This window comes from Clostridium muellerianum, from assembly GCF_012926525.1.
In the GTDB taxonomy this organism is placed as follows: Bacteria; Bacillota; Clostridia; order Clostridiales; family Clostridiaceae; genus Clostridium_AM; species Clostridium_AM muellerianum.
In genome coordinates this window covers 48,594-74,162 of sequence record NZ_JABBNI010000001.1, presented here as the reverse complement: position 1 = coordinate 74,162, position 25,569 = coordinate 48,594, and the positions used below count along the sequence as shown (strand labels likewise).

Here is a 25,569-nt window from a genome sequence, read left to right as displayed (position 1 = left end):
CTAACCTGCTACTTTAGGAAGTACTCAGCAACAGCTTGTCTTACTGCTGCTGAATTATTGAATATATATACATTGTAATTAGGATTTAAATTATCCACATCTTCTCTTTTCATTTTAAATCCTTTATCTGTTAAGTATTTGCACAGCCTTTTGGTCTTGGCTACAAATACATCTCCTTTAATAATTACTTTTTCTTTCCCCATAAGTTCCTCCACTCATATAATTTTTATTGACCCTAAATAGATAATTTCAGAAGCTTTAAATGTCGTGTTCTAGACACAGTTTCTATTAACTCATTTTTTATCTGTGTTACCTCGTTTTCCTGCCAAAAATAATCCAACACTCCAAATTTAGTTATGAATCCTTTGATATTAATTATTTCTTTTATGACAAAAAGTACATCCTTATAAGATATATCCAATAATTTGATGTATAAATTTTTCGCTATTTCACATAATCTAGCTATCCTTTTATCTGCATGTGTACTATGTATGTATATGCTTTCTAATGCATCTAATAGCTCCAGCTTAACTGAATCTTCTACCTTTTCCCCTTTCTCAGCTAAACTTATATAATCCCACTCTACAGTGATATCAATAAGAAATAGCATCTCATCTTTAGTCAATCTTATAATTTCTTTATCCCAGTCTCTAATTGTAAACTCTCTTTCTTTTTCTAAATGACTCAAATTTAAATTTTCCTCCTTATATTTTTTATAAATTTATAATTTAAAACTACCATCACTATAAGCACATAGCTTATTCCACTTATTTACTAAAGTTTTGCTAAAATCCATTGCAGTTCCACCTATGAAATTACCCATTTTTTCTATTTTTCTATTAGTTAAACCTGCCACTACTGAATCTGTACTTCCTATAATATAGAACTCTAATTTTTTACATCCAACTATCTTGAATATAAAAATTACATCAACATCACTAAAATCCTTACTAGCAAATTGATTTATATTATCCAATATTTTTTTTGAAATCATTATATTCTCTCTCTATTGTCTTTTTTGCAACTATCATATTTAAATTTCTCTTAATTTTTAGTCTTTATTTTTTTGCTACAACTTGTTCATAGAATGTGACTACTATTATTTGATGCGACTTTCTCTAAACTCCCATAATATCTCTTGAGCTTTACATGCTTCTTCTTCAACGTGTTTAGATAATTTTTGATACTCATTTGATGGTTGTTTAAATAGCTTATCTATTCTTACTTTCTGCCTTCCAAATCCAAATCCACCAATTACATATGCATAATCACCTTGAATAGACCTAACAGTAACCTCATGGTATAATCCGTATTTTCCTTTAAAATATAATCTATCACCTTTGTGTATATGTTCTTCCTTTTCCTTATGTAGGTGAGATTTTAATTTTGATACTTTAATTGCTTGCATTTTTTCTATTGTTCTCCCTTCATTTATAGATAAAAATATCGTTTTATCACTTTTTAAGATTTCGCCCCTAATGTTTATATATCATTTCACCTCGTAATCATTTAATATAGTATAAAAATCATCTTTTCAGCATTTACTATTAGTTTAAAGCCTTGATTTCACTAGTCTAGAATAAAAATGCTACATACTATATTGACTTTGTCAAGTAAAAATGGTATTATAATTACATCACTGATAACCCTTCATTATGTTTTGGGTTTTAGGTATTAGGATTAATCGCCAAAATAATCCTTATCATAAATGTATTTATTTGTCGAAGACCAAAATTGTTAGTTCCACACAGATTATAGCATAATTATTGTATGATTCAAAATAGTATTTCAAACCATATAATCTATTTGTGCGATAAATTACGTATTTAATAGAGTTTTTCTTTAAGATTCTTATTATTTTACGTTTATTTGTGTTTTTTGATATCTACATTTTAAATGTATTTTCTTAGCTCTTCTCTTAATAGCTTCCCTTCACAAAATAAATCCCATTGGTGCTGGTTAAGATTGGTCTTAATAACCGCAGGAACCTTACCTATATACCCAATAACTTCATGTTTAAATGAGCCATCATCATTTTCTGAACCTGCAATTACTCCTATACTCTTCACACTTTTCCTATTTTTAGCAATTATAAATCCTTTTATCATATCTTATTACCTCCAGAAATTGTAATCTAAATAGCTTATCATTATCTCTATATCGTTTTCTATAAATCTTATTAAGAAACAGCCGTTCCACCTATCCCATATTATTGCTTTAACTTCTAAAGCATCAAACTCAAAGTTTCCAATATCATCATCATGACTTGCTAATATAAAAGTTTTTTCTGAACTATCATCTTTCTCTATGTATACTTCAACTCCACTTTCACTCTCATACAGTAGTGGTGGAATCCTTAAGACACCCAATACTTCCACTATCATCATAGTATTATCACTATTTGCTATAAGACTTATTTTGTGCACAAGCTCCTCTATCGAAATGCTATGTATATATTTTTCTTCAATTACTCTTTCAACTATTTTATAATCTAACCCTATTTCTTTCACATCTCTTATAGTTAACTTTTCAATTTTTCTTATTGACTCCATTAATATGATTCCTCCATCACATTTTAATATAGTTCATCCATTATATTTATATCTTAAAATTGGTATCACAACATAATTTTTTAAACCTATAAAGGTTTTCTGATGTTAGTTCAAGATTGAATGCAATTGTGAACCTAATAAATTATTCTAATATTCTTATATCCATCACTCTTTCATCCTTTCATTTACTATTTTATAGTTACAATATATCACTCTTATGGTTATATGTCAATAGGAGTATTGAAATATAACTTTAAAAGTGATATAATTATATTATCATTTACTTACTTGGAGGCTATGGAATGTATATTATTAGATTTAAAATTAATGAATTATTAGATAAATATATGTTAAGTCAAAGAAAAGTGGCTATAGAATGCGATATAAGACCATCTACATTAAAGATGTATGTTAATAACACTATACAGAGAATCAATAAGGCAGATTTAGAAAGCCTATATAATTTTTTTAATAAGCTAGATGATAGGATTACCATAAGTGACATTGTTACTTTTGAAAATAATAATTAACTTAAATATGATTAAGCATATAGCTACTGAAAAAAAGCAGAGGACTAATATAAATCCTACTGCTTTTATTTTAATTCATGCTATTTTAACACAACTATATTTTCCTTATCGATTATTCTAATTAAGCAAAATAAAAAAGACTAAACTTGAATTTCAGTCTTTAAAATCACAATTATATTAATTAAATATATGAACAGGATTATTGGATGGGCGGTGTATCCATCATCTCAGGTACTCTTTCGAGTGTGTCGGGAACCATTTCCGACCTCAACAATCCTATAATTATTATATTCATTTATTATAATTATAATACATCTATCTCTTATTTTTGTCAATAAAAAATTCCTTAATTCTTCCACTATATAACCTTCTATCTAGTTTAGATTGTGGTATATCATGCATAGTAGATACATATAAGTAATCATTTTCAATATCTAATTTTATTCCAACTAATATATTTTTATCAAAAACTTTTATTAATTCTACTGTATCACCATCTTCATTTGGATTTATCCCTATGTAATCAGGTTTTTTTATAATATCAGATATATCATTTATATGTTTTAATGCACAAAAATGTTTTCTTTTTATCATGTGGCTACTAAGCCCTTTTGACATATATATTTTCTTCAATGGTAATTTTGAACCAATTACATCATTTAATTCTTGATAGAATTCCCCAACCTCAATTAATTTATCATCATCTATACTCATTTGTATTCTCCTGCAAAATAAAGGTTTTGTTTTATTATACCACATTTTGTATGTTTAGAGAATATTGAGTAAAATCTTGTAGTCACTACAAATTGTTGTATTGCAACATCTCTAGTTTCACCTTTATTTGCTTCCACAAGATTTTGCGTAAACAAAACTCCTCCTTGAACACAAGACTATATTTCTTTAGCTTTAACTCTTCTAATTGTTTTGGTAATTTTATTCTCTAGTAACCAATTTAATTTCAATAGCATAAATTTTATACGGTGTTGTTGCTTTTACAGCGTTATGTTCTACCATTGTTTGTAATTCTGGTATTAGTTCATTAAGTTTTTTATAATTTTGTAATGTATCTACACTAACTCCTATTTGTTTTGCTAATCTCTTGTGAGGATACCGAATTATTCGGTATCCTCTTTTGATTATTTTCCTTTCTTAATTCCATAAATTCTCTCAAGCTCAATAATACATCTAGCCATTTTCATCGAATTTGCATTATTTATCCTTTTGGAAAATATTGGTTGACATTCTCCTATTTTATGCTATAATTTTATCAAATAGTAAATATATGTAAATTAAATGTTTTTATGTATTCAGAAATTAAGAATTTAATAAAACTTATTTTGAAAACTAGATATTAATAAATAACTAGAAGAATGATGAAATAAAAGAAAGGAACTTAGGTAGTAAGGTGTAATCAAATGGATAAAAAAATTGTAGAAAAGAATATCAAACAAATTCTAAAAGATAATAATTTGCATAAAGAATTATTTTTAGTTGATAAAAATATTTTTAATGATTATTATAATTTTATAAAGGTTGGTATACCTTGTGTAGGTGATATATCCCCTCAAAGACTTAACATGAAACTTAATGATATTAGTAATATTTTAGGAGACTTGCATAGTACTTATGAGACAGATTTAAACAAACTTACAGATAATTTAAAGTTATCTTATTTACATTATATATCTAAGACCGAATGTTTACTTGATTATTTGGAAGAAGTTGTACGTAACAATCTTGAAAATTATTTTAATCTTAAAATTATAACAACTGATACAATTCCTTCTCTTAATTTAGAAAGAATTTTAGAATGTAGAAAATGTACAAACTGTGAATCTATAGAGACAGTCATGGTAACTATAACTGTTAACGGTGATATTAAATTTAAATTTGATACAAAAGAAATATATTATAAGCTTGTGATGAAAGACCCTTTTGAAGAATTATTTTATAGACCAATACAGAACCTATTCATTCATGAAATGAACAAATTAAATTTTCAGGAAATAATTGACCGAATTAAAAATAAATTTTATTTATCTAATCAAAAAGAGAAAGTTTTCTCTGAGACATGTCGTATAAAACTAACTTTGGATAATTATAAAAAAAGTGGTTTTAATGTTTTGAAAATAGAGAATGAAAAAATAAAAAAAATTGTATAAATAACTTTAATGCTCAAGAACATCTTTAAGCAAATGTTAAAAGAACTCAAATTATTTAACAAAAGACAACCTTAGATAAAATAGAAGAGCTATTAGTAATTACTCTAATAACTCTTTTTCTTTCCTTTACCATTCAATTGTTAATCCTGTTTCTTGAGCATATTCTTCTGTTTCTTTTATAATCGTTCTCTATTATTAAACCGGCTACATCTGTATGCTCAGTCTATATCACCTATTTTCTTTTTCATTGGCTTTATCAATAATCTTTTCTATAACTTTTTCCCAATCATCATCCTCTACAAGAAGCAAATTTGGTATTTTTATTTCACTGGTTATTAAAGATATTAACTGACCAAATCTTAGGTCTGGATACTTTGTAGCCCAAAGCTCTTCTAATTTATTTAAAAACGGCTTTATTCTATTTGGGTCTCTCATTGTGCTCCCCCCATCCTTCTGTATATTTATTCTTTATAAATGGATAATCATAAATTTTAATATCCGAGTCTATAAATCCTCTTCTCTGTGCTCCTATTAAAGTTTGATACATGTTCTCTCTTCCAACAGGGTTATCGGTATGAATAAATATGTATTTAATTTTATAATCGTGCTCACAGATATACTTTACCAAATCATATCCTGTTGGCAATAAATCACCTTTTTCATCTTCACCTAAGTCATGGTCTAATGAAAGAATTTCCACATGAAAGTTTTCTAAATAATATATAGCTTCTTCCACTGTTCTTGCTGTAGTAAAGCCTTCTGGAATATCACGTAAATCATCAAGAAATAATTTTATCTCCTTCTTCATTAATTTTATCTCCTGCATAAATAATACACTTTAATATATTAATATTTGTCTAATTTCTTGTACATCTATATTTTCCACTAAATTCTTCGCTTTCAAGTTTTAATCTTGGTAATTCCTTTCTATGTATTCGTAGACCAAATATAAAAATATGAAAAAAACTAAAAATGAGATAAAGTAAATAATAAATTGTTTCTGATGTCTAATCGCACACCAGAGTATAAAACCACAAGATAAAATCATTCCCAAGTTGTAACATATAATTACTAATGCTCTTTCAATTTTAACTCTCTTTTCTCTCTCCAATTAAACCATTCCTTATCACAATATTCTTTACAACAAATTAGTTTTCCTATATTATAACCTGTTATCCATAGGGTATTCAAAATATAGTCTTTAACTTTTGGTCTGCATTCTTAAGTTATAGACTTTTTTTATAAAATATGGTCTATTATTAACATCAAGCTTTTCTAGAGTCCTTCTACCGCACCTTCTATCAATGATTGCAAAAAATTGAATCAGTGGGTTTTGCGAGCTTAATGCAGTTTTTATATCCATATTATAATAAAATTCCTTTGCAAACTTATAAAACTCACTTGTATTGTAGCATCCCTGTTCAATTAGATTTTTCTGTAATATTTCTGGCTCTTTAAAATAATCTATAATACCTTTATTATACAAGCGTCCACGTAGTACATCATTAATCTGAAATAACTCATTGCCGTCCAAAAGTATTTTTATTACAGCTGTTTTAAATTCGTGCTCCCTATACACTGCAAACCTAAAGTCAAGTCTATTCCTTAGTTTAGCACAGATATAATTTTTGACTTTTTTTAAATCCGCTGAAGCTCTGCATACTTAACACCTCATCTCCCATTTAGAAATTATTACACTCTCTTTTTCTATATTTTTACCAGAACCGATATAATTTTATATTTATTATAATAGCAATGCTCATACAGGTCTATAAATAATTCTTAACCTTTTTCAAGTTTTTATTTTATATATTTCTCTTAAGTGGATAGTTTTATTTTACTGATATCATAATATTTGATTGCTTATATAATTATGTTATAATTTAGAAAGCACATTTAATTATTAATACATAAATCAAAAATTAAATTCTATATCACTGGGATATAGAAAGGAGGAACAATTCATTGGAAATAATATTATATTTAGTATTTGCTTTCATTGGCTTTTATATTACATACTTTGTAATAAGATTAGCAGTTAAACATGCTATAAGTCAAAGCTTGGATGATATCCAAAGAGTAATTAGAGTTGCTATAAATCAAAGTACAGTAAAATCAGATTTAAAAAATATTAATGATTAATTCCAAAATTATACATAACTTGTATTTTGTGCAATTTAATCTAATAGATAGAAAGTTTAAGGACTTTAATTTGATTGAGAAGACTCAATTAAATTAAAGTCCTATTATTTTCATTCAACTTGGCTACCTTAGATAAGATGTTTTTAGTGATAAAATTCTCATTTTATCTGTACGTGTTTAAGAGCCCTATGATTTTTCTTATTAAAGCAAAACCACATTACTTACTTAACTATGTATAATTTAAATACATCAACAAAACAGATACTTCAAGACAACCTTATTAATATCTAAAATTGTTTTCCTTATCATAGTTTAATGATTCACTTAATCCACAAGCATTCCAAATGCTATCAAATACAGGTCTTAATATTGATTTTGTATCCATATTGTAATTATCAATAATCATTTCTGGTGTAATTAACATATCTCTATCAACTTTATATTTTGATTGACTAAACCAATGTTTAGTTCTATCTACAGCCATTTCATAATCTTTTATGTTAACAAGAGATAAAAATAGGAAAATAGGACATTCTATATTAATATTCTGAAAATAATTTAACGTCCACTCTAAGGTGCTTATTAATTCTTGTTCGTATAGAACACTAGGAATTATTTTCTCTGTTGGATTAAAACCTTCAAACATTGAACTATTCACATATTCAACTATTCCGTTTCTATAACACTGTACAAAAGATGAACTTAAATTATTTTTATCACAATTGTATATTAAATGACCATCAAAATTTATTTTATAATTCCAACTAAAACTATATATAGGTTTTAACTTTCTTGCTTCATCTTGAAAGTCCTTTACATGTAATAAATTGTTACTGCCAAAAGATTCAAAAGGTATTAAATGCATTATTAATTTCACATCATTTTTATAAGGAATTGGAGTTTCATTTATATTTAATTTTGATATTCTTTCTTGTACAAATAACCTTATTTTATCTGTTATAGTAGAAGATAAATTAAAAGCATTCCTTAACTCATTAACATCTAAAGGATATTTTCTATTTGTATTTCTTGAAAAAAATTTATCCCACCCTTTAAATATTATCCTATGAGGGCTTAACCAACTTCTATGGATTTTAATAATAAGTACTATATTTCCACTTTTTAGCCTAACATATCCTATCTCCAATTTGGGTATTTTGGGTGAAATTCCATCTCTAATGATGCTTTCAACTTTTCTTATCTCTTCATCAATATTAGATATATCTAATCCACATAGCGATTTAGGTAAACCCGTTTCTCTATCTTCTTCAACCCCAAGTATTAAAATTCCACCTACGGCATTTGCAAAAGAAGATACATCAGCTAAAAGTTCCTTTTTCTCACTATCATTAGAATAGTGGATTTCTTTTTTATATTCTATAGTTTTTCCTTCTAAAACTCCATTATCAATTAGTGATTGCAAATCCTCTTCAGTAATTTGATTTATATCCTTATTTAACATTCTCATCACTCCAAACTCTCATTTTATAACCACATTTTCTATGTATGAACTTAACAATCATAGCTGTTTATAATTTTTTTGTTCATACAGTTCTCATTCTACTGGAATATCAAAAACCAATATCGTTAACAATATTTCTCTGTTAGCATCATTAGGTTGCTTAAAAATATATCTAAATTGCGTTTCTTGATGAATATTAACTCTTTTTTTGAAATTAGGATGTGCTTGTACTAATTCAGGTATCTTTTTTAAAATATTACTTAAATTCTTATTTCTATTAAAAATTAATATAGCTCCTTTAGTATCTCTCCAGCACATATAACTTAATATTTGATTTATAGTATCAGTAAGTATTTTTTCCCCTTTCCAAAACTTGCACTCACCTATAAATATATTTTTACCATTCTCTCTCATTAATATATCTGTTTTCCCATTTGCATTAAATGTTTCTCCTGTAGCCTTACCTTCATATATACCATTTAATTGAACTAAGAAATGTTGTCTTAAAGATTCCTCGTCCATTTTACTAAACGCTTCAGGACATCTTTCCATAACCATACTCATATTACTCAATGTATTAAGTATATCTTCATATGTTGACATATCAATATTAGGTTCTGGAACAAATGATTTTTCATTTACTACAGGTTTCTCTATCTTTATAATCCTCTTATTTGTAGGCACTACATATGTTTCTACATATTCCGTATTTTTCCTTAGGGGAATTCCTAAAGATGAAACCAAACTTAAATCTTTTAATAATTTATTTTTTCTACTGGTAAACAATTCTTGTAAGTAACTTTTTAAGTTTTCATTAAATGGTCGTATATCCCTGTTTGTCCATGATATATATTCCTTTACTAATCTAATATCTCTATCTAAATCACCTCTTATTTGTATATCTGTTAAATTTACACCTTCATAAGTAAGTACTAAATCATTTTTTGAGATACTTCCATGTGGAAAAACAGATGAATATGTAGAAGGTCTTAAATAAAATAAATCTGAATCTCCTTCATATGGTATTCCAATAGTAATAGAATTACCTTTTACAGTGTAAGATTTGCTATATCTGTCCCAATCATTTGATATTTCAACATCTGTTTCTTTTTGTTCAACAATAGCCATTTCTTCTTCATCTAACACTAATGGATTAATTATAAATTTATTATATAAGTATTCAATATAATCATTTTCATTAACGTTTAATATATAATCGGGCTTTTCACTTTGTATATAATTTCTAATATTTTGTTTATGCCCTTCAATTGTGGTATATAAATCTCCTTTTGTATAAAATAAATAGTTTTCCATATGTTCATCCTCTCTTCTAAACTTATCTTTAATTTCTTTTTTCCATACCATAACTTTTGCTGTTTCCTTATAAAAATTAATAGATAGGATTTGTTATCTATTACTAATTTCCATATCTAATGAATTTTGCGAATATATAAAACTGTAAATACTATATTGGTAAGTACTTTATAAATATCAACAACTTTCCTTATATTATAATATTTTGCATATAGCTTTTCAATAATACCCTTACATCCTCTTTTATTGCAAAATATAAAACTTTACTCTCATTATTGTTTATAGCTTCTCCCAAAAATCTAACTTTTGAAATATAAAATTTGGATTTTATTTATACAAGCCATGTGTATCCATGTAAAATTTACACCATTTTGCTTCTTCTTTGCAAGTCAATTTACAATTTCCACGCTTTATGCAATGTAAATCGGGATTCTTATATTTGCTTTTAGGATTAACTTTTACATGTATGCAGTTAATGCATGTCCTATTTATTCCAGTACTATTTTCTTTCATCAAATAACCACCTGTTCATATATTTTTCAACTTATTACTTAATTTAAAACTATTGTAACATTAACCAAAATCAAACATCAATATATAAAAATAAATAGTATATATCTATTAAAACTCTTTATATTATCTATTAAAATATAAATATGTTAATTCTATATATTTGTGTGTTTTTGGAATACATTTTAACTTTAGCTATTATTTACTTTAGGATGTAAACTATTATTAATACCACTTAGAACTACAGTTCACATCCGTAAATAAATAAAGTATAATCTAATGATTAAGCTTGAATTTTAGATATTTTAACTGAACTATGACTAAAAAACAAATAATGTTTAAAAATACCATTTAAAATATGAATTATTTTTAAATATAACAAATAAACCTTTTCGATATATCTTTAAAAAAGGCTGAATTTAATAAACCTAAATACTTTATTTTTTTTAGATTTTAAGATATACTAATATTAGTGTTAAGTATCAAATTTTATAACTTATGGGTTTATCAAACTGCAATTTTGGTAAACTCTTTTACTTTTTTGTACTTTTATTTTCTATCCCATCCTAACAATTTCCGCTCAAGCTCTTCAAAATCATATGTTCTCTGTTTAAAATTATTAAATGTACTTACCTTATTACTACTACTATAATTGTTCTTATATTCTTTCTTCTGTCTATCCTGCTTTTCTTCATTTTTAACTTTAAGTTCTTCCTGCTGTGCTTGGAATATTTTCTTTAATAAGTCTATCATCTCTTTTTTCTTTTTCATTATATAGTAGTTAGACTTGTTCAATCCTTGACGTACTTTTACAAATGGACATATAGTGTTTTCTACCATACGATTAATACAATGTGATATGTACTCCCTAGTGAAGCCAAATTCGTCTGCTATCTCCTTCTGTGAAGCATATACAATCATATAATTATCTTTAGTATCATCAGTATTAACTCTAGCTTCAAAGAAGTCTAATATCATACTGCATACTCCTCTAATACCCTTATCCAATGATTTAATAAAAGATATCTTTGAGTTTACTGCATTGGCGTTACTATAAACTTTTAAGCTCTTAATAGGCATAAATTCTTTTCTAAGTTGTTCCTTTAGTTGTTCGCTCATTAGCATTATTTACACCTCCCCTATTACTAGGTTTGAGGTTATTGCTAAATACATATCTTCATTTATAGTAAAGCACTCTACTGATGTGCTTTTGTTATATTGCAATCCTTTATATATTCTAAATCGAGGTATATCAGCACTTAGTATTTTAACTATAACTATATACATTTCTAAAGATTCATCAGTAGTTTTATGTTTTTCATAAATAACTTGTGCTGGATTATCACATAGTTCATTCATTTTCTTATATACTTCTTTTTGGAGGTTCAACATTACTTTCTACCCCCTTTTGCATTCATTAGAGGACTAGTTTTTAAAGCTAAATCAACAATATCCTCATCTTTAATTGATTGTAAATATCTTTTTGTTATGGTAATATTTTCATGACCCAAGAGCCTACTAACACTATATAAATCTAATCCGTTTCTTAATTGTGCTTGTGCAAAATAATGTCTAAATGTATGCGGGGAACATCTAATTTCTTTTCTAACCTTTGCTTCCTTGCCTGCATTTTTAACAACTCTTTCAATTGCCTCAACAGTAAGCGGATTACCACGGTAGGAAAGAAAATAGTTATCCTGTTTTACAAGTTTATTCATCATGTAACTAGTTCTAATTCTTTCATACTTAATCATTATTTTCTTTAGTAATGGACTAATAGGTACAAACCTATCTTTATTACCTTTACCATGTACTAATACAACAGTTTCTCTTACGTCTAGGATTTTTAAACTGCATAATTCAAAGTTTCTAATACCTGTATCTATTAACGTTGCTATAATGCATTTATTCCTTGCATTATAATAATTTGAATAATTAAATACATTTAACATCTTAATAACTTCTGTATCCGTAAATGAATTAATAATAACTTTAGGTTCCTTTTGCCAACTAACTCTTTTACACGGATTGTTGCTTACATACTCCTCCCGCTCACAATACTTATATAGTCCTCTCAAGTTTTTAAGTATACCATTTATATAAGTTGCCTTACGTCCTATACTAGTTAAATATTTGAGATAGCGTTTAATTTCAACATGTGATACTTGTTCTAAAGTTATAATTCCATGTTCCTTTTCTAAATAATTGAAAAATAACTTAATATTATTTCTGTACTCTTTAATAGTTCTTGGAGAATACTTCCTAATTTCACACTCGTAAATGTACTCTCTTAATAAATCTGTTAACAACAAAAAAACCACTCCTCACATGAATTTTAATATATTCACATGAAAAATGGTTTCCGTAATCAGTAAACATTAAATTTTAAATGTTTATCTATGGTTATGACATACATTCTGGATTTTTAATCTTTCCAAAAATCTGCAAACTGTTGATATAACTTATTCTTCCCATCCTTCAGGGAACTCAGCATTGTGGTAAACGTCCTGAACGTCTTCGTCATCTTCTAAAGCATCAAGCATTTTTTGGAACTTAACTACTGTTTCTTCATCAATTGCAGTATATGTATCTGGAATCATTTTAACTTCAGCTTCTAAGAACTCAAGCTTATTGGCTTCTAAAGCTTCTCTTACTGTTCCAAAATCTTCTGGTGTAGTTGTTACTACAAAAACTTCATCTTCTGCTACAAAATCTTCTGCGCCAGCATCTAAAGCCATCATCATTAATTCGTCTTCATCCATATCATCTGTTTTTTCTATAACAATTTGACCCTTTTCTTGGAACATAAAAGAAACACATCCCGTAGAGCCCATGTTTCCTCCGTTCTTTGTAAATGCATGCCTTACATTAGCAGCTGTTCTATTCTTGTTATCTGTCAATGCATTTACTATAACAGCAGTTCCTGCTGGACCATAGCCTTCATAAACTACAGATTCGTAGTTTACTCCTTCCATTTCTCCAGCACCTTTTTTTATTGCCCTTGTTATTGTCTCCATAGGCATGTTAGCAGCTTTTGCTTTTGCTACAACATCTCTTAATTTACTGTTAGCATCAAGATTTGATCCTCCCATTTTAGATGCAATAGCAATTTCTTTTCCTAACTTAGTAAATATTTTACCTCTTTTTGCATCAGCTTTACCTTTTTTAGCCTGTATATTATGCCATTTTGAATGTCCTGACATATCTATTTCCCCCTAACTGGTTATATATTATTTTAAATTATTACTAAAATCACTTAGTTAAAATTTTTAAGTTTTGTTTAACAAAATACCTAAAACATTATATCATACAAGGACTTATAAATTCAAACTTAAATATCTTCTTCTTTAAATAATCTGTTTTCCTTCTTGAAATAATAGCTTTCATCCCCTACTATAACTTCACATTTACCATTAGTAGCCTCTACTATAGAAGATTCTACTGTTTTTAAATTACAAACATCACAATACATTATAATTTTTACCTTATCTGTATATTCTATATTTTCTATATGCCATAAATTTTGTTCAAATAAATATTGAACTTTTCCAAGCATATCATATTCTATGAATACTTCTAGCACACATCCTTTAACTTTTTCAACTATGACTCCTTCATCTACTGCCATAACTGCAGCCTTTGAATAAGCTCGTACAAGTCCTCCTTTCCCTAAAAGTATCCCTCCAAAATATCTAGTAACCACTACAACTACATCGGCTATTCCATTTTTCTTTATAACTTCTAAAACAGGAATCCCCCCTGTTCCCTGTGGCTCTCCATCATCACTATATCTTTGTATGCCCATGTTTTCACCGATAACATAAGCATATACATTATGCCTTGCTTCTTTTTGTTCACTTCTTATCTTATCTATAAATTTCTTTGCTTCCTCTTCCTCATATACTCTTTTTATATGCCCTATAAAAACAGACTTTTTTTCTTCAAACTGCGTGCTAACTTCATCCTTTATAGTAAAATAACCCACTCAAAATCACTCCTCAGCTTGTAATTCCACTTTCTCTATTATTTTAAGATATTCTTCAGATACTCTCCTTATATAATCCTTTTCTGTGTTTTCATAAATTTTCCTAACCTTATCTCCAGCTTTTTTGCTTTTAACTTTTATTAATGATTTTATAGCATACATAACCACTTGTGGATTTTCATCATCTAGTTTTCTTATAAGTATATTCTCTGCAGACTTATCTCCTATTTTACCTATAGCAGAAACTGCCATCCTTCTTACAGTTACATGATTATGAACAGAAGCCTTCATTAAAATATCTAACACTTTACTATCACCTATTTCTCCAAGAATCCAAACAGCACTTTCTTTATCTTTATTTTTCATATTTCCATAATTACATCTTATGTAATTCATAAGTTTACTTTTATTATCCTCATCTAATCCTTTTAAAACTTCTATTTTATCTAACTTTCCAGACAATGATATGGTCTGAAAAAGTTCCTTTTCATTACCACTCTTGGCCAATATACCATATTTAATTTTACCATCTAATATATGTTTTTGAACTATTTCTTTAGATAAATTTCTTATTTTACACAAACAACCAACAGATTTTCCTTCTAAAAATAAAAAGTAAGTTATATCTTCTTCTGTATACGAATCAATTTTAGACCATTCTATATCAATCATACCTTTTTTCATAATGATAACCCTCTTAATTATTCTAACAATTCATTTATTATATTTAGCCCTTTTTTCATAGAATCTTCATCTATTTGAGAAAAACCAATTTTAAAATATCTTTTTCCCTCTAAAGGATTTTTATAAAACAAAGTACCAGGTGTAATTAATACATTTTTATTTTTAGCTTTTCTAAACAATTGAATAGAATCCATATCTATAAAATCCTTTATTTTTAAATAAAAGTTAATTCCTCCACCCGGACTTATGAATTCAATCTTATCTTCTAAATATAATTTTATATAACTCTCCATTAATAAATATCTACTCTTATATATTTCATTTAAATTACTCATATAATCTTTCCATAAGCCTTTTCTTATATATAAATCTAAAGCTCTTTGCATAAGACTAGATGTAGATATATCTGTATTTATTTTAGAATTTTCAATACTCTCCTTAAATCTTGCTGTAGGAATTAAATATCCTATTCTGATACCTGGCAAAAATATTTTTGAAAAACTTTTAATATATATTACTCTATCATTTTTATCTAAGCTTTTAAAACTCTTATATTCTATTCTCTTATCATAAATTAATTCTGCTAAATAGTCATCTTCTATAATATAGAAATCATAAATTTCTGCTAAATTTAAAATTTGTTGTTTTTTTCTTATACTGTAGCTCATGCCTGTAGGATTCTGAAAATAGCTCATAGTATAAAAACATTTTATATTATTTTTTTTTAGTATTTTTTCGAATTTATCTATATCTATTCCATTTTCCTCCATAGGAACCTCATAAATATTAGCTCTTCTCCATTTAAATACAGATAGTGCACCGCTATATGTTGGCTTTTCAACTATAACACTATCATTAGTATTTATAAGGGCTTTAGATACTATATCTATACCTTGCTGTGCACCTGAAACTATAAGTATATTATCACTTTTAATATTCTTGTTCCAAAAAACTTCACTTATGCTTGTTCTTAGGCCTTCATATCCTAATGCTTCCTGATATATAAGTGCTTCAGCACCATCCCTATCCAACACTTCATTTAATACATCTTTAAATGATTGTACTGGAAAAAAGTTATTGCTTGGAGTTTCACCTGTAAAATCTATATATTCTTGCATTGCTTTCCCAGCTATCTTTTTCAATGCTTCTGAATATTCTTTTCTAAAGTTTTTAGTTATATCTTTCTTTTTTGCATAACTACCACTTCCCATTTTTTGCACAGCATATCCTTCATTCTGAAGCTTCTTATATGCATTTACTATAGTAACATTATTAACCTTTAAAAATTTTGATAAAGATCTTATTGAAGGTAACTTTTCCCCATCTTCAATGTTATTTGTATCAATTAATTTTTTTATATGCTTAGTAATGATTACATATTTAGGTGTTTCCCCTTCCAAGTTCACAAAATATTTATCCATAATGTCACTTCCTCATATTTGATATATTAAAAAACAAACGAACTTAAATTTGATTTTATCTAAATTTAAGTTCGCTTATTTGCATTATCTATTAATAAAATCTTATATAAAGTATACATTCTCCTTAAATAAAATTTTTCCTTCTTCACTTTTGTAATCCCTATTTTCTCTCTTTATCAAATTCTTTTTCCAAAGTTTGTTCAATATTTCTTCCATATTTATATCATAATTATAAAACAATTTATCATTTTTTATATCCTCAGCACTTAGAAAACAATCTTTTTCTCTCATATAATTTAGTAAGACATTGCTTAAATTTCTTATTGATCCATCTATATTATCCTGCAGATAATTTAAAATATGCTTTATAACTTCTTCTACATCTGTTTTATTAAAAAATAATTCATCTACATACTTTTTAAAATCATCATTTAAATTCATAGCCATAGTAACTGCATCCTTACTTATCATATATCCTGAAAAATTAACATAAAGTCTTGCGTATTCTTCTACAGAACGTATAGCAGCTGCATATGCTGTATATATACTATCATTATGTAAATACTTTTTACATACACCTACACTTTTTAGTAAATTCCCCAAATATACCATGTTCCATATTTCTCTATCTAAATCAGGATAATATCTACCATTGTCGTATTTTGAAGTTATTTGTATATCTTTAGAGAATACAAGTCTAGAAGATGCAAATATTCTGTGTATAAATCCACCTTTTAAGTCCTCTTCATATATTTGTAAAAATTTGCTTTTACTCATTAATTTAATGTGAACCGGAACATCTTTTTCTTCTGTATATATATTCTCTATATCTGGATGTTTCTTATCTAGTATAACAAAAATATCTATATCAGATTCATCCCATAAGTCACCCGTAACCATACTTCCAAAAACCATTACTGCGAGCACTGAATCATTTGACTTCAATCTTTCAATTATATTATTAAATGCTTTCTGGTATTGTAAAATACTTTTCTTCATCTACTATACTACACCCCTTTTAAATTTAATAAAAACAAAAAATTAATTATAATTAAGAAAAATTTAATTTTTCTTAATTATATACTATATTTTAGTACAATTACAATACTAGAAAGTTTCGATGAATAATTTCTTTCAATAATTTATAGACTAATTTTCGAAATTTTAATTCTTTTTGCGCTATTGCATTGTTTACACTTAAATAAGTGTAAACAATAGTTAATTCCATCATTTATCTCCTGCTGACAAGCATAAGGATCCGTGTAATCTTGAACTCTCCCCATATCCTCCATTGTACCTTTACATCTTTCACATAATAAATTCACTGCACTTAACCCATTACACACTGGACATACTTTTTCCAACAGCATTCACTCTCCATGTAATATATTTTAGTTCAAACTATATACTTTTCGCATTTATTATAAACTTCATCATCTGCTAAAGCACATATATAAGTTCCTTCTTCTCTATATTCTTCACATTTAATCTTTGAATTTCTATGTAAAAATGATACCACAGATTGTTCTGTATAAGGTATAAGATATTCCACTTCTTTTAATTTATAAGGTAATAATTCACCTATATCTTTCAGTAATAAATCTAGATTAAATTCCTTTTTAGCAGAGATGCATATAGTTTTTGTTTCACTATATGTTTCTTTGATTTTTTCTACATTTTCCTCTAATGCTTTATCAACTTTGTTTAAAACTAGCAGCATAGGTTTATCCTTTACCCCTAATTGCATTAAAACATTATTTACAGCATCTATTTGTTCTTCTACATTTTCTGAAGATATATCTACTACATGCAAGAGTAAATCAGAATAGATAACTTCTTCAAGTGTAGATTTAAAAGCTTCAATTAAATCATGTGGAAGTTTTCTGATAAATCCAACTGTATCTGTTACAGTAATTATTCTACTATCTAAAAGCTCTATAGCTCTAGTAGTTATATCTAGCGTTGCAAAAAGCATATCGGCCTCAAAAACTTTTTCTTTATGCACAGCCTCTTTGGGCATAGCAATTTCACATAGTTTATTTCTCAAAGTAGATTTTCCTGCATTTGTATACCCAACTAAAGAAACCTTAGGTAGTTCATTTCTTCTTTCTCTTTGAGTTTCTCTTACTTGTTTTATCTTTTTTAGCTCTCTCATCAAATCATATATTTTTTCTCTTATATGTCTTTTATCTGTTTCAAGCTTCTTTTCTCCTGGACCCCTTGTTCCTATTCCTCCTCCAGTTCTAGAAAGTACTGTTCCAAGCCCAGATAACCTTGGTAATCTGTATTTTAACTGTGCAAGTTCTACTTGTATTTTTGATTCTCTACTTCTTGCCCTTGTGGCGAAAATATCCAATATTAATGTAGTTCTATCTATAACCTTTGCTCCTATATTTTCTTCTAAATTTCTCACTTGTGAAGCTGAAAGCTCATCATCAAAAATAATAACATTAGCACAGTATCCCTGTCTTAAAAGAGCTATTTCATCAACTTTTCCCTTTCCTACATAAAAAGCACTATCTATTACGCTTCTTTTTTGTAAAACTTTATGAACGACCTTTACATTACATGCTTTAGCAAGATCTTCAAGTTCATCTATACTTTCTTCACTTTCTACCCCTACTAAAATAGCTCTTTCACTATCATCATCAATAATGCTTTCATGTTTTATTAAATCTTCTATATATTTTATTTTATCTAATATATTATATTTTACTCCAGACTCTATACTAAGAGGTTTTGTTGTTTCAGCTGTAATCATGTCATTTTCTATTGTGCAAAATCCAAGTGTCATATCCGTATATGTATTATTTTCTACTCCAATAGCCGCTATACAATCTAACTTAAGTTTTATAAGGGCAGATATATCCACAGCAGAAAGTCTAGAATTGCCGTTAGGATGCGTATGTATTATTCTAACTTGTGATAATTTTCTTTCCTTTATATCTATTTGAGGAACTTCTACAGTACTACTATCACCTATAGCCACACTTATTACAGCTCCCTTTCTAGTTACAGCAACACTAACTTCTCTATTTAAGTATGTTGTAATATCACATAATAACTCTGTTAACTCCTCAGTACAAGTACTATCCTTAGGCATCTTCATTTCATAAACTTTTTCTAACTTTTCTAAGATAGAATTTTTTACACCTTCTATATTTCCATATATCATTTTCATCACTCCATAGTCTTATTATTTCTAGAAATTATAAACTTATCCCTGCTTATCATCATTATAGTTACAATTCTTTTATTTAATTAAAGTAACTTTCTAACAATACAGCTGTAATTTATAATATAAGCAAGTTGTGTAGTAACTATTGTAATTCTAATATTAAAAATTGCTTATAATACATTACAATATTAATAAAACAATTTTATTATATGTATATGCTTGAAGTTACTAGTTTGTATTTTAACTTTTATGTAGTGATATATGATAAGTGTTTCATCACATCAGCTAAATTGTTTCTCATTATTCTTAGCGAAAAATTTGTGAAAGCCTTAGAACTTTAGTCTTGTTTGAGGAAGCCGAGTTTGACAAAGTTCTTAGGTTTTCACAAACTTTGAACTTTAGAATAATTAGAAACATTTAGCAGTGATAAAACACTTATCATATATCACGGAGTAAAAGTTAAAATACAAACTTCCACTTCACCCTTGCGTCACATTATTTTTAAATTACGAATTTTAGCAATATAAGTGTATACTTGACAACTTTCATATAATTTTATACTATAAAATCAACGTTGTAAATATATATAGGTTGGAGGATCATAATGGAAGACAAAGTAAAAAAGATATTAATTAGCAAAGAACAGATAGCTGGTAGAATACAGGAATTAGGACAAGATATAACTAAAGAATATAAAGGTAAAAAACTTTATGTTTTATCACTTTTAAGAGGAAGTTTCATATTTGCTGCAGACATAGTAAGGGAAATAGATCTTCCTGTAAAAATAGGTTTTATGACTACTTCAAGTTATGGACATTCTGAAGTTTCTTCTGGTTGTGTAAAAGTTGTAAATGATGTACAGGATGACATCACTGGCTATGATGTTCTTATTGTGGATGACATAATTGACACTGGTATAACAATGGACTTTGTAATAAGCCACATGAAAGCACTAGGTGCTGCCAGCGTTAAATGTTGTGTTCTTTTAGATAAACCTGAAAGAAGAAAATTAGACTTAAAACCAGATTTTTGCTGTTTCGAAATTGAAGATGTATTTGTAGCAGGTTATGGATTAAATTATGGAGATTACTATAGAAACATTCCATATGTATTTAACTGGGAATAAAAGCTTTATACCTTAACCAAACAGCTTATCTTTGTTTCACTATTTTGAAGTTAAGAATTAATATTTACGGTAGCTATTCTTATCAAGTTAAAAATAGCAATTCTAAAATTCACTGAGGTGAATTTTATTTTTATTTCGATCTAGATAAATTTTCCCTTAATTCTTAATTCTTAACTTCAATCTCTCTTACTTTTTTATAGTTTACTTACTATTTAGAAATTTAACTTCTATATTATCTAACCACATATTTATAACAGTTTCTGACACCTTTTTAGATACTATTGTTTCTAAAATTGTAACTTCATTTCTACCCTTAAAACGCACAATAATTCCGATATTAATTTGACTTAAAAATCAATATATATAAAATTATTTTTTAAAAATACTTAATGGATTTTTTTTCTAAATTAAAGTTGTATTTCATTAATATTTTAATTTATGTTATAATTATTTAAAATTATTAATTTCAAAACTAAAAATTGAAGGAGGACAATTATGAGCAAAAGGCGGAAAAAAGCTTCTTCGAAAAAAACTTCTTCGAAAAGTGCTTTTAAAACTACGCTGATTACTATATTAAGTTTATTTATATTAGCATCTGTTGCTTGCTTTGGAGTTATTTTAGCTATACTACAAAATGCTCCTCCACTAGATGTAAATCAAATTCTAACTTTAAATGAACCCTCTATTTTATACGATAGCAAGAAACAATTTATGGATGTAGTTGTAACAAACGAGCAAAGGACTGTTATTAAAAATAAAGATATGCCTCAAAACTTAAAAAATGCTTTTGTTAGTATAGAAGATGAAAGGTTCTACGATCATGGTGGTATAGATTTTAAGAGAATAGCAGGTGTAGTAGTTATAGATATAAAAAATAGAATTAAAAGGCAACCTGGTGTACAAGGTGCATCTACTATAACCCAGCAATTACTTAAAAATACACTTCTATCCTCTGAAGTAACTTTTAAAAGAAAAATACAGGAGATGTACTTAGCTGTACAACTTGAAAAACAATTAACTAAAGATCAAATACTTGAAGCTTATATGAACACAATATACTTAGGCGGAAGAGCATATGGTGTAGAAGCTGCTTCTGAACAGTATTTTAATAAAAAAGCAAATGATTTAAGTTTAGTTGAATGTGCTTTTATTGCTGGAATGCCTCAAAGTCCATCTGTATACTACCCTTTTTCTAATGCTGCGAAAAAAAATCCTTCAGTATACTTAAATAGGACTGGAACCGTATTAAAAAAAATGTATCAAAATGGATACATAAATGAATCACAATTCAACGGTGCTATGAATGACCTAACTGGCCAAAAGCTTGTCTTTCAGCCTCAAGTTCAAATTAGTAATAAACTTAATTTTGAATACTTCACGCTTCCAGCTATAGAGCAAGTAAAAAGAGACTTAAAAAGGCAATACCATTATACTGATACTGAGGTTCAACACCTGCTTATGTATGGTGGATTAAAAATATATACTTCAATGGACAAAGATATTCAATCAAATACCGCGAATGCTATAAATTCAGATAGTGTACTTGGTGTTTCTTCTTCAACAGATAAAAATGGTATAACTCAACCACAAGCTTCAGCAGTAGTTATGGATTACCATTCTGGAGAAATAAAAGCAATTGTTGGAGGAAGAGGTGACCAGCCTCCTAGATCATATAATAGAGCTGCATCTGAAAATTTCTTAAGACCTTCCGGATCCAGTATAAAACCTTTAACAGTATATGGTCCTAGTATTGATTCAAAACAGTCTACAGCAGCTACTGTTGTAGATGACTCAGCATTGTCCAATGATCTCGCTCAAAAATATGGTTCTAATGGCGCTTCTTACAACCCACAGGACGATGATCGAGAATTTATGGGTGATATTACTATAAGAACTGCAATAGCTAAATCAAGAAACTTAGTAGCCGTAAAATTAGAAGACTTAATTGGTTTAAAAACAGGTGCTGAATATGCTGAAAAATTTGGTTTAACATTAGATTCACATGATAAGTCAAGTATAGCAGCCTTATCCTTAGGTGAATTACATCATGGTACTAACCCATTAACTATGGCTGCCGCTTATGGTGTTTTTGGAAACAGTGGTAATTATACTGCTCCAAAGCTCTATACTAAAGTTTTAGACAGAAATGGTAAATCTATTTTAGATAATAAAACTTCAACAAGAAAAGTACTTTCACCGGAAAGTGCATATATAATGTACGATTTATTAAAAGGTCCGGTAAGTACTGGCGGAACAGGTACAAATGCTAACTTTGGTACTATGCCTATAAGAGGTAAAACTGGTACTTCTGGAGATAACAAAAACTTTTGGTTCTGTGGACTTACTCCGTACTATTCAGCTGCAGTATGGATAGGTAATGATGATGCCTCCGTCTGTAAAAATGGTTCAAGTAATAAAGCCGCTGCTGTGTGGAGTTCTATAATGCAGCCAATACATGAAGGTTTAACCCCAACTGATATACAAATGCCTTCAGGAATTACAACTGCAAACGTATGTGAGGATTCTGGTAAACTAGCTACATCTTCATGTTATAGTGATTCCGCCGGAAAAAGAACCTATAATGAGCTATTTATCCAAGGAACTGAGCCTTCACAATATTGTAATTACTCACACTCTGGTTTCAGAAACAATCCTTTTTTTAACGGTGTTAATAAAAATACTAATAGTAACAATACTAATCAACCAAATAGTGAAAACGCAAGTACTCCTAATACATCTACGGAGACGAATGGTAATTCTGGTAATACTATAAATCCTAAGAAACCTACTATAACAAATTAAAAGCGAATAATTCGCTTTTAATTTGTCCAAAAAAAATAGGATACACCTTTGTATCCTATCCACTTAATTTTTCCTTCATAACTTTCAAAACTTTTTTTTCAATTCTTGAAACCTGCACCTGACTTATACCTAACATTTTTGCTACCTGTATTTGAGTTTTATCCTTAAAATATCTAAGCATAATAATTTGTCTTGATTTAACATCTAAATTTTTTAAAGCTTCTTTTAAAGCTATCCTGTCTACTATTTCACTATCTCCACTAGAACTTTCGCTTAATTTATCAATAAGCAACACAGGAGCACCATCGTCTTGATGTATAGTATCATACAGATATTGTAAACTATTAGCAGATTCCACAGCAAATATGATTTCTTCCCTATCTATTCCTGAATATTTCGACAATTCTTCGATAGTTGGTTCCCTGCTAAGTTTTTTAGTTAAAGCTTCCTTATCATAATGAAGCTTTTTGGCAGTGTTTTTTACACTTCTACTTACTTTTATCATACCATCATCTCTTAAAAACCTTTTTATTTCACCTAAAATCATAGGTACCGCATAAGTAGAAAATTTTACATTATAACTTTCATCGAAATTGTTAACAGCTTTAACTAGTCCCATACATCCTATTTGAAATATGTCTTCATATTCATATCCTCTATTTAGAAACTTTTTACTAATAGAAGAAACTAAGGGTAAATTAAGTTGTATTAATTCATTAAGTGCATCCTTATTGCCATTTTTAGCATATCTTATAAGTTCTAAGTTGTCATCATAATTATAATTTGTTTTTTTTAATGCTTCTTCACTCATATTATTCACCTAACTTAAAGATTTAAAAACTTTTTTCATTATTAATCTTGTCCCTTTATTTTGCACAGAATGTACTTCCAAACTATCCATAAAGGTTTCCATAACTGTAAAACCCATACCTGATCTTTCCAAATCAGGTCTTGATGTATACAATGGCTGCATAGCAAGTTCTATATTCTCTATTCCTGAACCTTCATCCTCCACTATTACAGTAAACTCTTTGTCCTTAATATAAGCTTCAATTTTTACTATGCCTTCTCCATTTTCATATCCATGAATAATAGAATTGGTTACTGCTTCTGATATTGCAGTTTTTACATCTGCTATTTCTTCTATGGTAGGATCTAGCTGAGATGCAAAAGCTGCTACTGCAACTCTTGCAAAACTTTCATTTTCTGATTTACTTGCAAATTCTATTTTCATCATATTATCATACATTTTCAAATCCCCCTACTATATACTTTCAACTGCGTCTTCAATATTTTTGTAAAACTTAATTATTTTAAACATGCCAGATAATTCAAATACCCTTTTCACTGAGCCACTAATTTTTGTAATACATATAGTACCACCTTTAGAATTTAGCTTTTTATATCTGCCTATAACTACACCAATACCTGAACTGTCCATAAAAGATACATCTGAAAAATCCATTATCAATTTTCCAATGTTATCCCTATCTAACCTATCATCTATTTTATTTCTTACTTCTTCTGCGCTATGATGGTCTAGTTCTCCAAACATATGAACTATAAGCTTATTGTCCTTATTTTCAAATTCTAAATACATATTATCTTCGCTCTACTAAGATTAATTTATAATACACATTTGTTACAATAATCTTAGCGTAAAGGCTTTCCTTTAACTTTAATTTACCACACTGTCTCCTA

32 protein-coding genes and 1 pseudogene are annotated in these 25,569 nt (G+C 27.9%); 5 read left to right on the top strand and 28 right to left on the bottom strand.

Annotated elements, in window-relative coordinates; genetic code table 11:
• Positions 1–8: 8 nt before the first annotated feature.
• From HBE96_RS00330 to HBE96_RS00305, 6 genes are all read right to left on the bottom strand, one after another.
• Positions 9–203: a hypothetical protein gene (locus tag HBE96_RS00330; protein WP_169295786.1), complete on the bottom strand. Its 195-nt coding sequence runs from the start codon at positions 201–203 to the stop codon at positions 9–11.
• Positions 204–235: 32 nt separating this feature from the next.
• The gene (locus tag HBE96_RS00325) at positions 236–688 is read right to left on the bottom strand and encodes a hypothetical protein (RefSeq protein ID WP_169295785.1); all 453 of its coding nucleotides are present in this window, start codon (positions 686–688) and stop codon (positions 236–238) included.
• Positions 689–721: 33 nt separating this feature from the next.
• Entirely contained in the window at positions 722–994 is a 273-nt protein-coding gene (locus HBE96_RS00320; protein ID WP_169295784.1) for a hypothetical protein, read from the bottom strand.
• Between the two features lie 105 nt (positions 995–1,099).
• Positions 1,100–1,408, bottom strand: a complete 309-nt coding sequence (locus tag HBE96_RS00315) for a hypothetical protein (protein ID WP_169295783.1) — start codon at positions 1,406–1,408, stop codon at positions 1,100–1,102.
• A 484-nt stretch (positions 1,409–1,892) separates the two neighbouring features.
• On the bottom strand, positions 1,893–2,108 hold the full coding sequence (locus tag HBE96_RS00310) for a hypothetical protein (RefSeq protein ID WP_169295782.1): 216 nt from the start codon (positions 2,106–2,108) through the stop codon (positions 1,893–1,895).
• 6 nt (positions 2,109–2,114) lie between these two features.
• Positions 2,115–2,552, bottom strand: coding sequence for a hypothetical protein (locus HBE96_RS00305; RefSeq protein ID WP_169295781.1), 438 nt, complete (start codon positions 2,550–2,552; stop codon positions 2,115–2,117).
• 302 nt (positions 2,553–2,854) lie between these two features.
• Here HBE96_RS00305 and HBE96_RS00300 point away from each other — a divergent pair, with 302 nt between their 5' ends.
• Positions 2,855–3,082, top strand: coding sequence for an XRE family transcriptional regulator (locus HBE96_RS00300; RefSeq protein WP_243186784.1), 228 nt, complete (start codon positions 2,855–2,857; stop codon positions 3,080–3,082).
• A 315-nt stretch (positions 3,083–3,397) separates the two neighbouring features.
• On the opposite strand, the gene HBE96_RS00295 is transcribed toward HBE96_RS00300, so the two are convergent.
• Together HBE96_RS00295 and HBE96_RS00290 are read right to left on the bottom strand one after the other, a co-directional pair.
• The gene (locus HBE96_RS00295) at positions 3,398–3,796 is read right to left on the bottom strand and encodes a PBECR3 domain-containing polyvalent protein (RefSeq protein WP_169295780.1); all 399 of its coding nucleotides are present in this window, start codon (positions 3,794–3,796) and stop codon (positions 3,398–3,400) included.
• The gene (locus HBE96_RS00290) at positions 3,793–3,951 is read right to left on the bottom strand and encodes a hypothetical protein (protein ID WP_169295779.1); all 159 of its coding nucleotides are present in this window, start codon (positions 3,949–3,951) and stop codon (positions 3,793–3,795) included. The genes HBE96_RS00295 and HBE96_RS00290 overlap by 4 nt, the downstream gene beginning before the upstream one ends.
• A 546-nt stretch (positions 3,952–4,497) precedes the next feature.
• On the opposite strand from HBE96_RS00290, the gene HBE96_RS00285 reads away from it, so the two are divergent.
• Complete coding sequence (locus tag HBE96_RS00285) at positions 4,498–5,244, top strand: hypothetical protein (RefSeq protein WP_169295778.1); 747 nt, start codon at positions 4,498–4,500, stop codon at positions 5,242–5,244.
• Positions 5,245–5,472: 228 nt separating this feature from the next.
• Here HBE96_RS00285 and HBE96_RS00280 read toward each other — a convergent pair whose 3' ends face one another.
• From HBE96_RS00280 to HBE96_RS00270, 3 genes and pseudogenes are all read right to left on the bottom strand, one after another.
• A complete protein-coding gene (locus HBE96_RS00280; RefSeq protein WP_169295777.1) occupies positions 5,473–5,679 on the bottom strand; it encodes a hypothetical protein in 207 nt (68 codons plus the stop codon).
• Complete coding sequence (locus HBE96_RS00275) at positions 5,663–6,052, bottom strand: cyclic-phosphate processing receiver domain-containing protein (protein ID WP_169295776.1); 390 nt, start codon at positions 6,050–6,052, stop codon at positions 5,663–5,665. The genes HBE96_RS00280 and HBE96_RS00275 overlap by 17 nt, the downstream gene beginning before the upstream one ends.
• Positions 6,053–6,445: 393 nt before the next feature.
• A pseudogene (locus HBE96_RS00270) lies at positions 6,446–6,871 on the bottom strand (SF0329 family protein); the annotation flags it as partial.
• 338 nt (positions 6,872–7,209) lie between these two features.
• Here HBE96_RS00270 and HBE96_RS00265 point away from each other — a divergent pair.
• A complete protein-coding gene (locus tag HBE96_RS00265) occupies positions 7,210–7,386 on the top strand; it encodes a hypothetical protein (RefSeq protein ID WP_169295774.1) in 177 nt (58 codons plus the stop codon).
• Between the two features lie 280 nt (positions 7,387–7,666).
• Here the strand turns inward: HBE96_RS00265 and HBE96_RS00260 are convergent, their stop codons facing one another.
• From HBE96_RS00260 to hflX, 13 genes are all read right to left on the bottom strand, one after another.
• Positions 7,667–8,848, bottom strand: coding sequence for an AlbA family DNA-binding domain-containing protein (locus tag HBE96_RS00260; RefSeq protein ID WP_169295773.1), 1,182 nt, complete (start codon positions 8,846–8,848; stop codon positions 7,667–7,669).
• Positions 8,849–8,941: 93 nt separating this feature from the next.
• Positions 8,942–10,213 carry a hypothetical protein gene (locus tag HBE96_RS00255; protein WP_169295772.1) on the bottom strand — a complete coding sequence of 424 codons (1,272 nt, stop codon included), beginning with the start codon at positions 10,211–10,213 and terminating at the stop codon, positions 8,942–8,944.
• Positions 10,214–10,489: 276 nt separating this feature from the next.
• Positions 10,490–10,675, bottom strand: coding sequence for a hypothetical protein (locus HBE96_RS00250; RefSeq protein ID WP_169295771.1), 186 nt, complete (start codon positions 10,673–10,675; stop codon positions 10,490–10,492).
• Between the two features lie 546 nt (positions 10,676–11,221).
• Positions 11,222–11,797 carry a hypothetical protein gene (locus HBE96_RS00245; protein ID WP_169295770.1) on the bottom strand — a complete coding sequence of 192 codons (576 nt, stop codon included), beginning with the start codon at positions 11,795–11,797 and terminating at the stop codon, positions 11,222–11,224.
• 3 nt (positions 11,798–11,800) lie between these two features.
• Positions 11,801–12,064: a hypothetical protein gene (locus HBE96_RS00240; protein WP_169295769.1), complete on the bottom strand. Its 264-nt coding sequence runs from the start codon at positions 12,062–12,064 to the stop codon at positions 11,801–11,803.
• A complete protein-coding gene (locus HBE96_RS00235) occupies positions 12,064–12,984 on the bottom strand; it encodes a tyrosine-type recombinase/integrase (RefSeq protein WP_169295768.1) in 921 nt (306 codons plus the stop codon). The genes HBE96_RS00240 and HBE96_RS00235 overlap by 1 nt, the downstream gene beginning before the upstream one ends.
• Before the next feature lie 150 nt (positions 12,985–13,134).
• A complete protein-coding gene (locus HBE96_RS00230; protein WP_169295767.1) occupies positions 13,135–13,875 on the bottom strand; it encodes a YebC/PmpR family DNA-binding transcriptional regulator in 741 nt (246 codons plus the stop codon).
• 128 nt (positions 13,876–14,003) lie between these two features.
• A complete protein-coding gene (locus HBE96_RS00225) occupies positions 14,004–14,657 on the bottom strand; it encodes a YigZ family protein (protein ID WP_169295766.1) in 654 nt (217 codons plus the stop codon).
• Positions 14,658–14,663: 6 nt separating this feature from the next.
• On the bottom strand, positions 14,664–15,341 hold the full coding sequence (locus HBE96_RS00220; protein ID WP_169295765.1) for a HEAT repeat domain-containing protein: 678 nt from the start codon (positions 15,339–15,341) through the stop codon (positions 14,664–14,666).
• A gap of 17 nt (positions 15,342–15,358) precedes the next feature.
• Positions 15,359–16,762, bottom strand: a complete 1,404-nt coding sequence (pdxR, locus tag HBE96_RS00215; RefSeq protein ID WP_169295764.1) for a MocR-like pyridoxine biosynthesis transcription factor PdxR — start codon at positions 16,760–16,762, stop codon at positions 15,359–15,361.
• Positions 16,763–16,864: 102 nt separating this feature from the next.
• Entirely contained in the window at positions 16,865–17,761 is an 897-nt protein-coding gene (locus HBE96_RS00210; RefSeq protein ID WP_169295763.1) for a nucleotidyltransferase domain-containing protein, read from the bottom strand.
• Between the two features lie 143 nt (positions 17,762–17,904).
• A complete protein-coding gene (locus HBE96_RS00205; RefSeq protein ID WP_243186783.1) occupies positions 17,905–18,126 on the bottom strand; it encodes a hypothetical protein in 222 nt (73 codons plus the stop codon).
• A gap of 32 nt (positions 18,127–18,158) precedes the next feature.
• Positions 18,159–19,937 (bottom strand): GTPase HflX, encoded by a 1,779-nt coding sequence (hflX, locus tag HBE96_RS00200; RefSeq protein WP_169295761.1) that lies wholly within the window; start codon positions 19,935–19,937, stop codon positions 18,159–18,161.
• A 607-nt stretch (positions 19,938–20,544) separates the two neighbouring features.
• Here hflX and hpt point away from each other — a divergent pair.
• Positions 20,545–21,066 (top strand): hypoxanthine phosphoribosyltransferase, encoded by a 522-nt coding sequence (gene hpt, locus HBE96_RS00195; protein ID WP_169295760.1) that lies wholly within the window; start codon positions 20,545–20,547, stop codon positions 21,064–21,066.
• A 201-nt stretch (positions 21,067–21,267) separates the two neighbouring features.
• On the opposite strand, the gene HBE96_RS26570 is transcribed toward hpt, so the two are convergent.
• The gene (locus HBE96_RS26570; protein ID WP_281064315.1) at positions 21,268–21,390 is read right to left on the bottom strand and encodes a hypothetical protein; all 123 of its coding nucleotides are present in this window, start codon (positions 21,388–21,390) and stop codon (positions 21,268–21,270) included.
• A 171-nt stretch (positions 21,391–21,561) separates the two neighbouring features.
• Here HBE96_RS26570 and HBE96_RS00190 point away from each other — a divergent pair, with 171 nt between their 5' ends.
• Positions 21,562–23,868 carry a transglycosylase domain-containing protein gene (locus HBE96_RS00190; protein WP_169295759.1) on the top strand — a complete coding sequence of 769 codons (2,307 nt, stop codon included), beginning with the start codon at positions 21,562–21,564 and terminating at the stop codon, positions 23,866–23,868.
• Between the two features lie 55 nt (positions 23,869–23,923).
• Here HBE96_RS00190 and sigF read toward each other — a convergent pair whose 3' ends face one another.
• The 3 genes from sigF to spoIIAA are packed head-to-tail and all read right to left on the bottom strand — an operon-like array spanning position 23,924 to position 25,468.
• Positions 23,924–24,679 (bottom strand): RNA polymerase sporulation sigma factor SigF, encoded by a 756-nt coding sequence (gene sigF, locus HBE96_RS00185; RefSeq protein ID WP_169295758.1) that lies wholly within the window; start codon positions 24,677–24,679, stop codon positions 23,924–23,926.
• A 9-nt stretch (positions 24,680–24,688) separates the two neighbouring features.
• Positions 24,689–25,117 carry an anti-sigma F factor gene (gene spoIIAB, locus HBE96_RS00180; protein WP_169295757.1) on the bottom strand — a complete coding sequence of 143 codons (429 nt, stop codon included), beginning with the start codon at positions 25,115–25,117 and terminating at the stop codon, positions 24,689–24,691.
• Between the two features lie 15 nt (positions 25,118–25,132).
• The gene (gene spoIIAA / locus HBE96_RS00175; protein WP_169295756.1) at positions 25,133–25,468 is read right to left on the bottom strand and encodes an anti-sigma F factor antagonist; all 336 of its coding nucleotides are present in this window, start codon (positions 25,466–25,468) and stop codon (positions 25,133–25,135) included.
• Positions 25,469–25,569 lie beyond the last annotated feature (101 nt).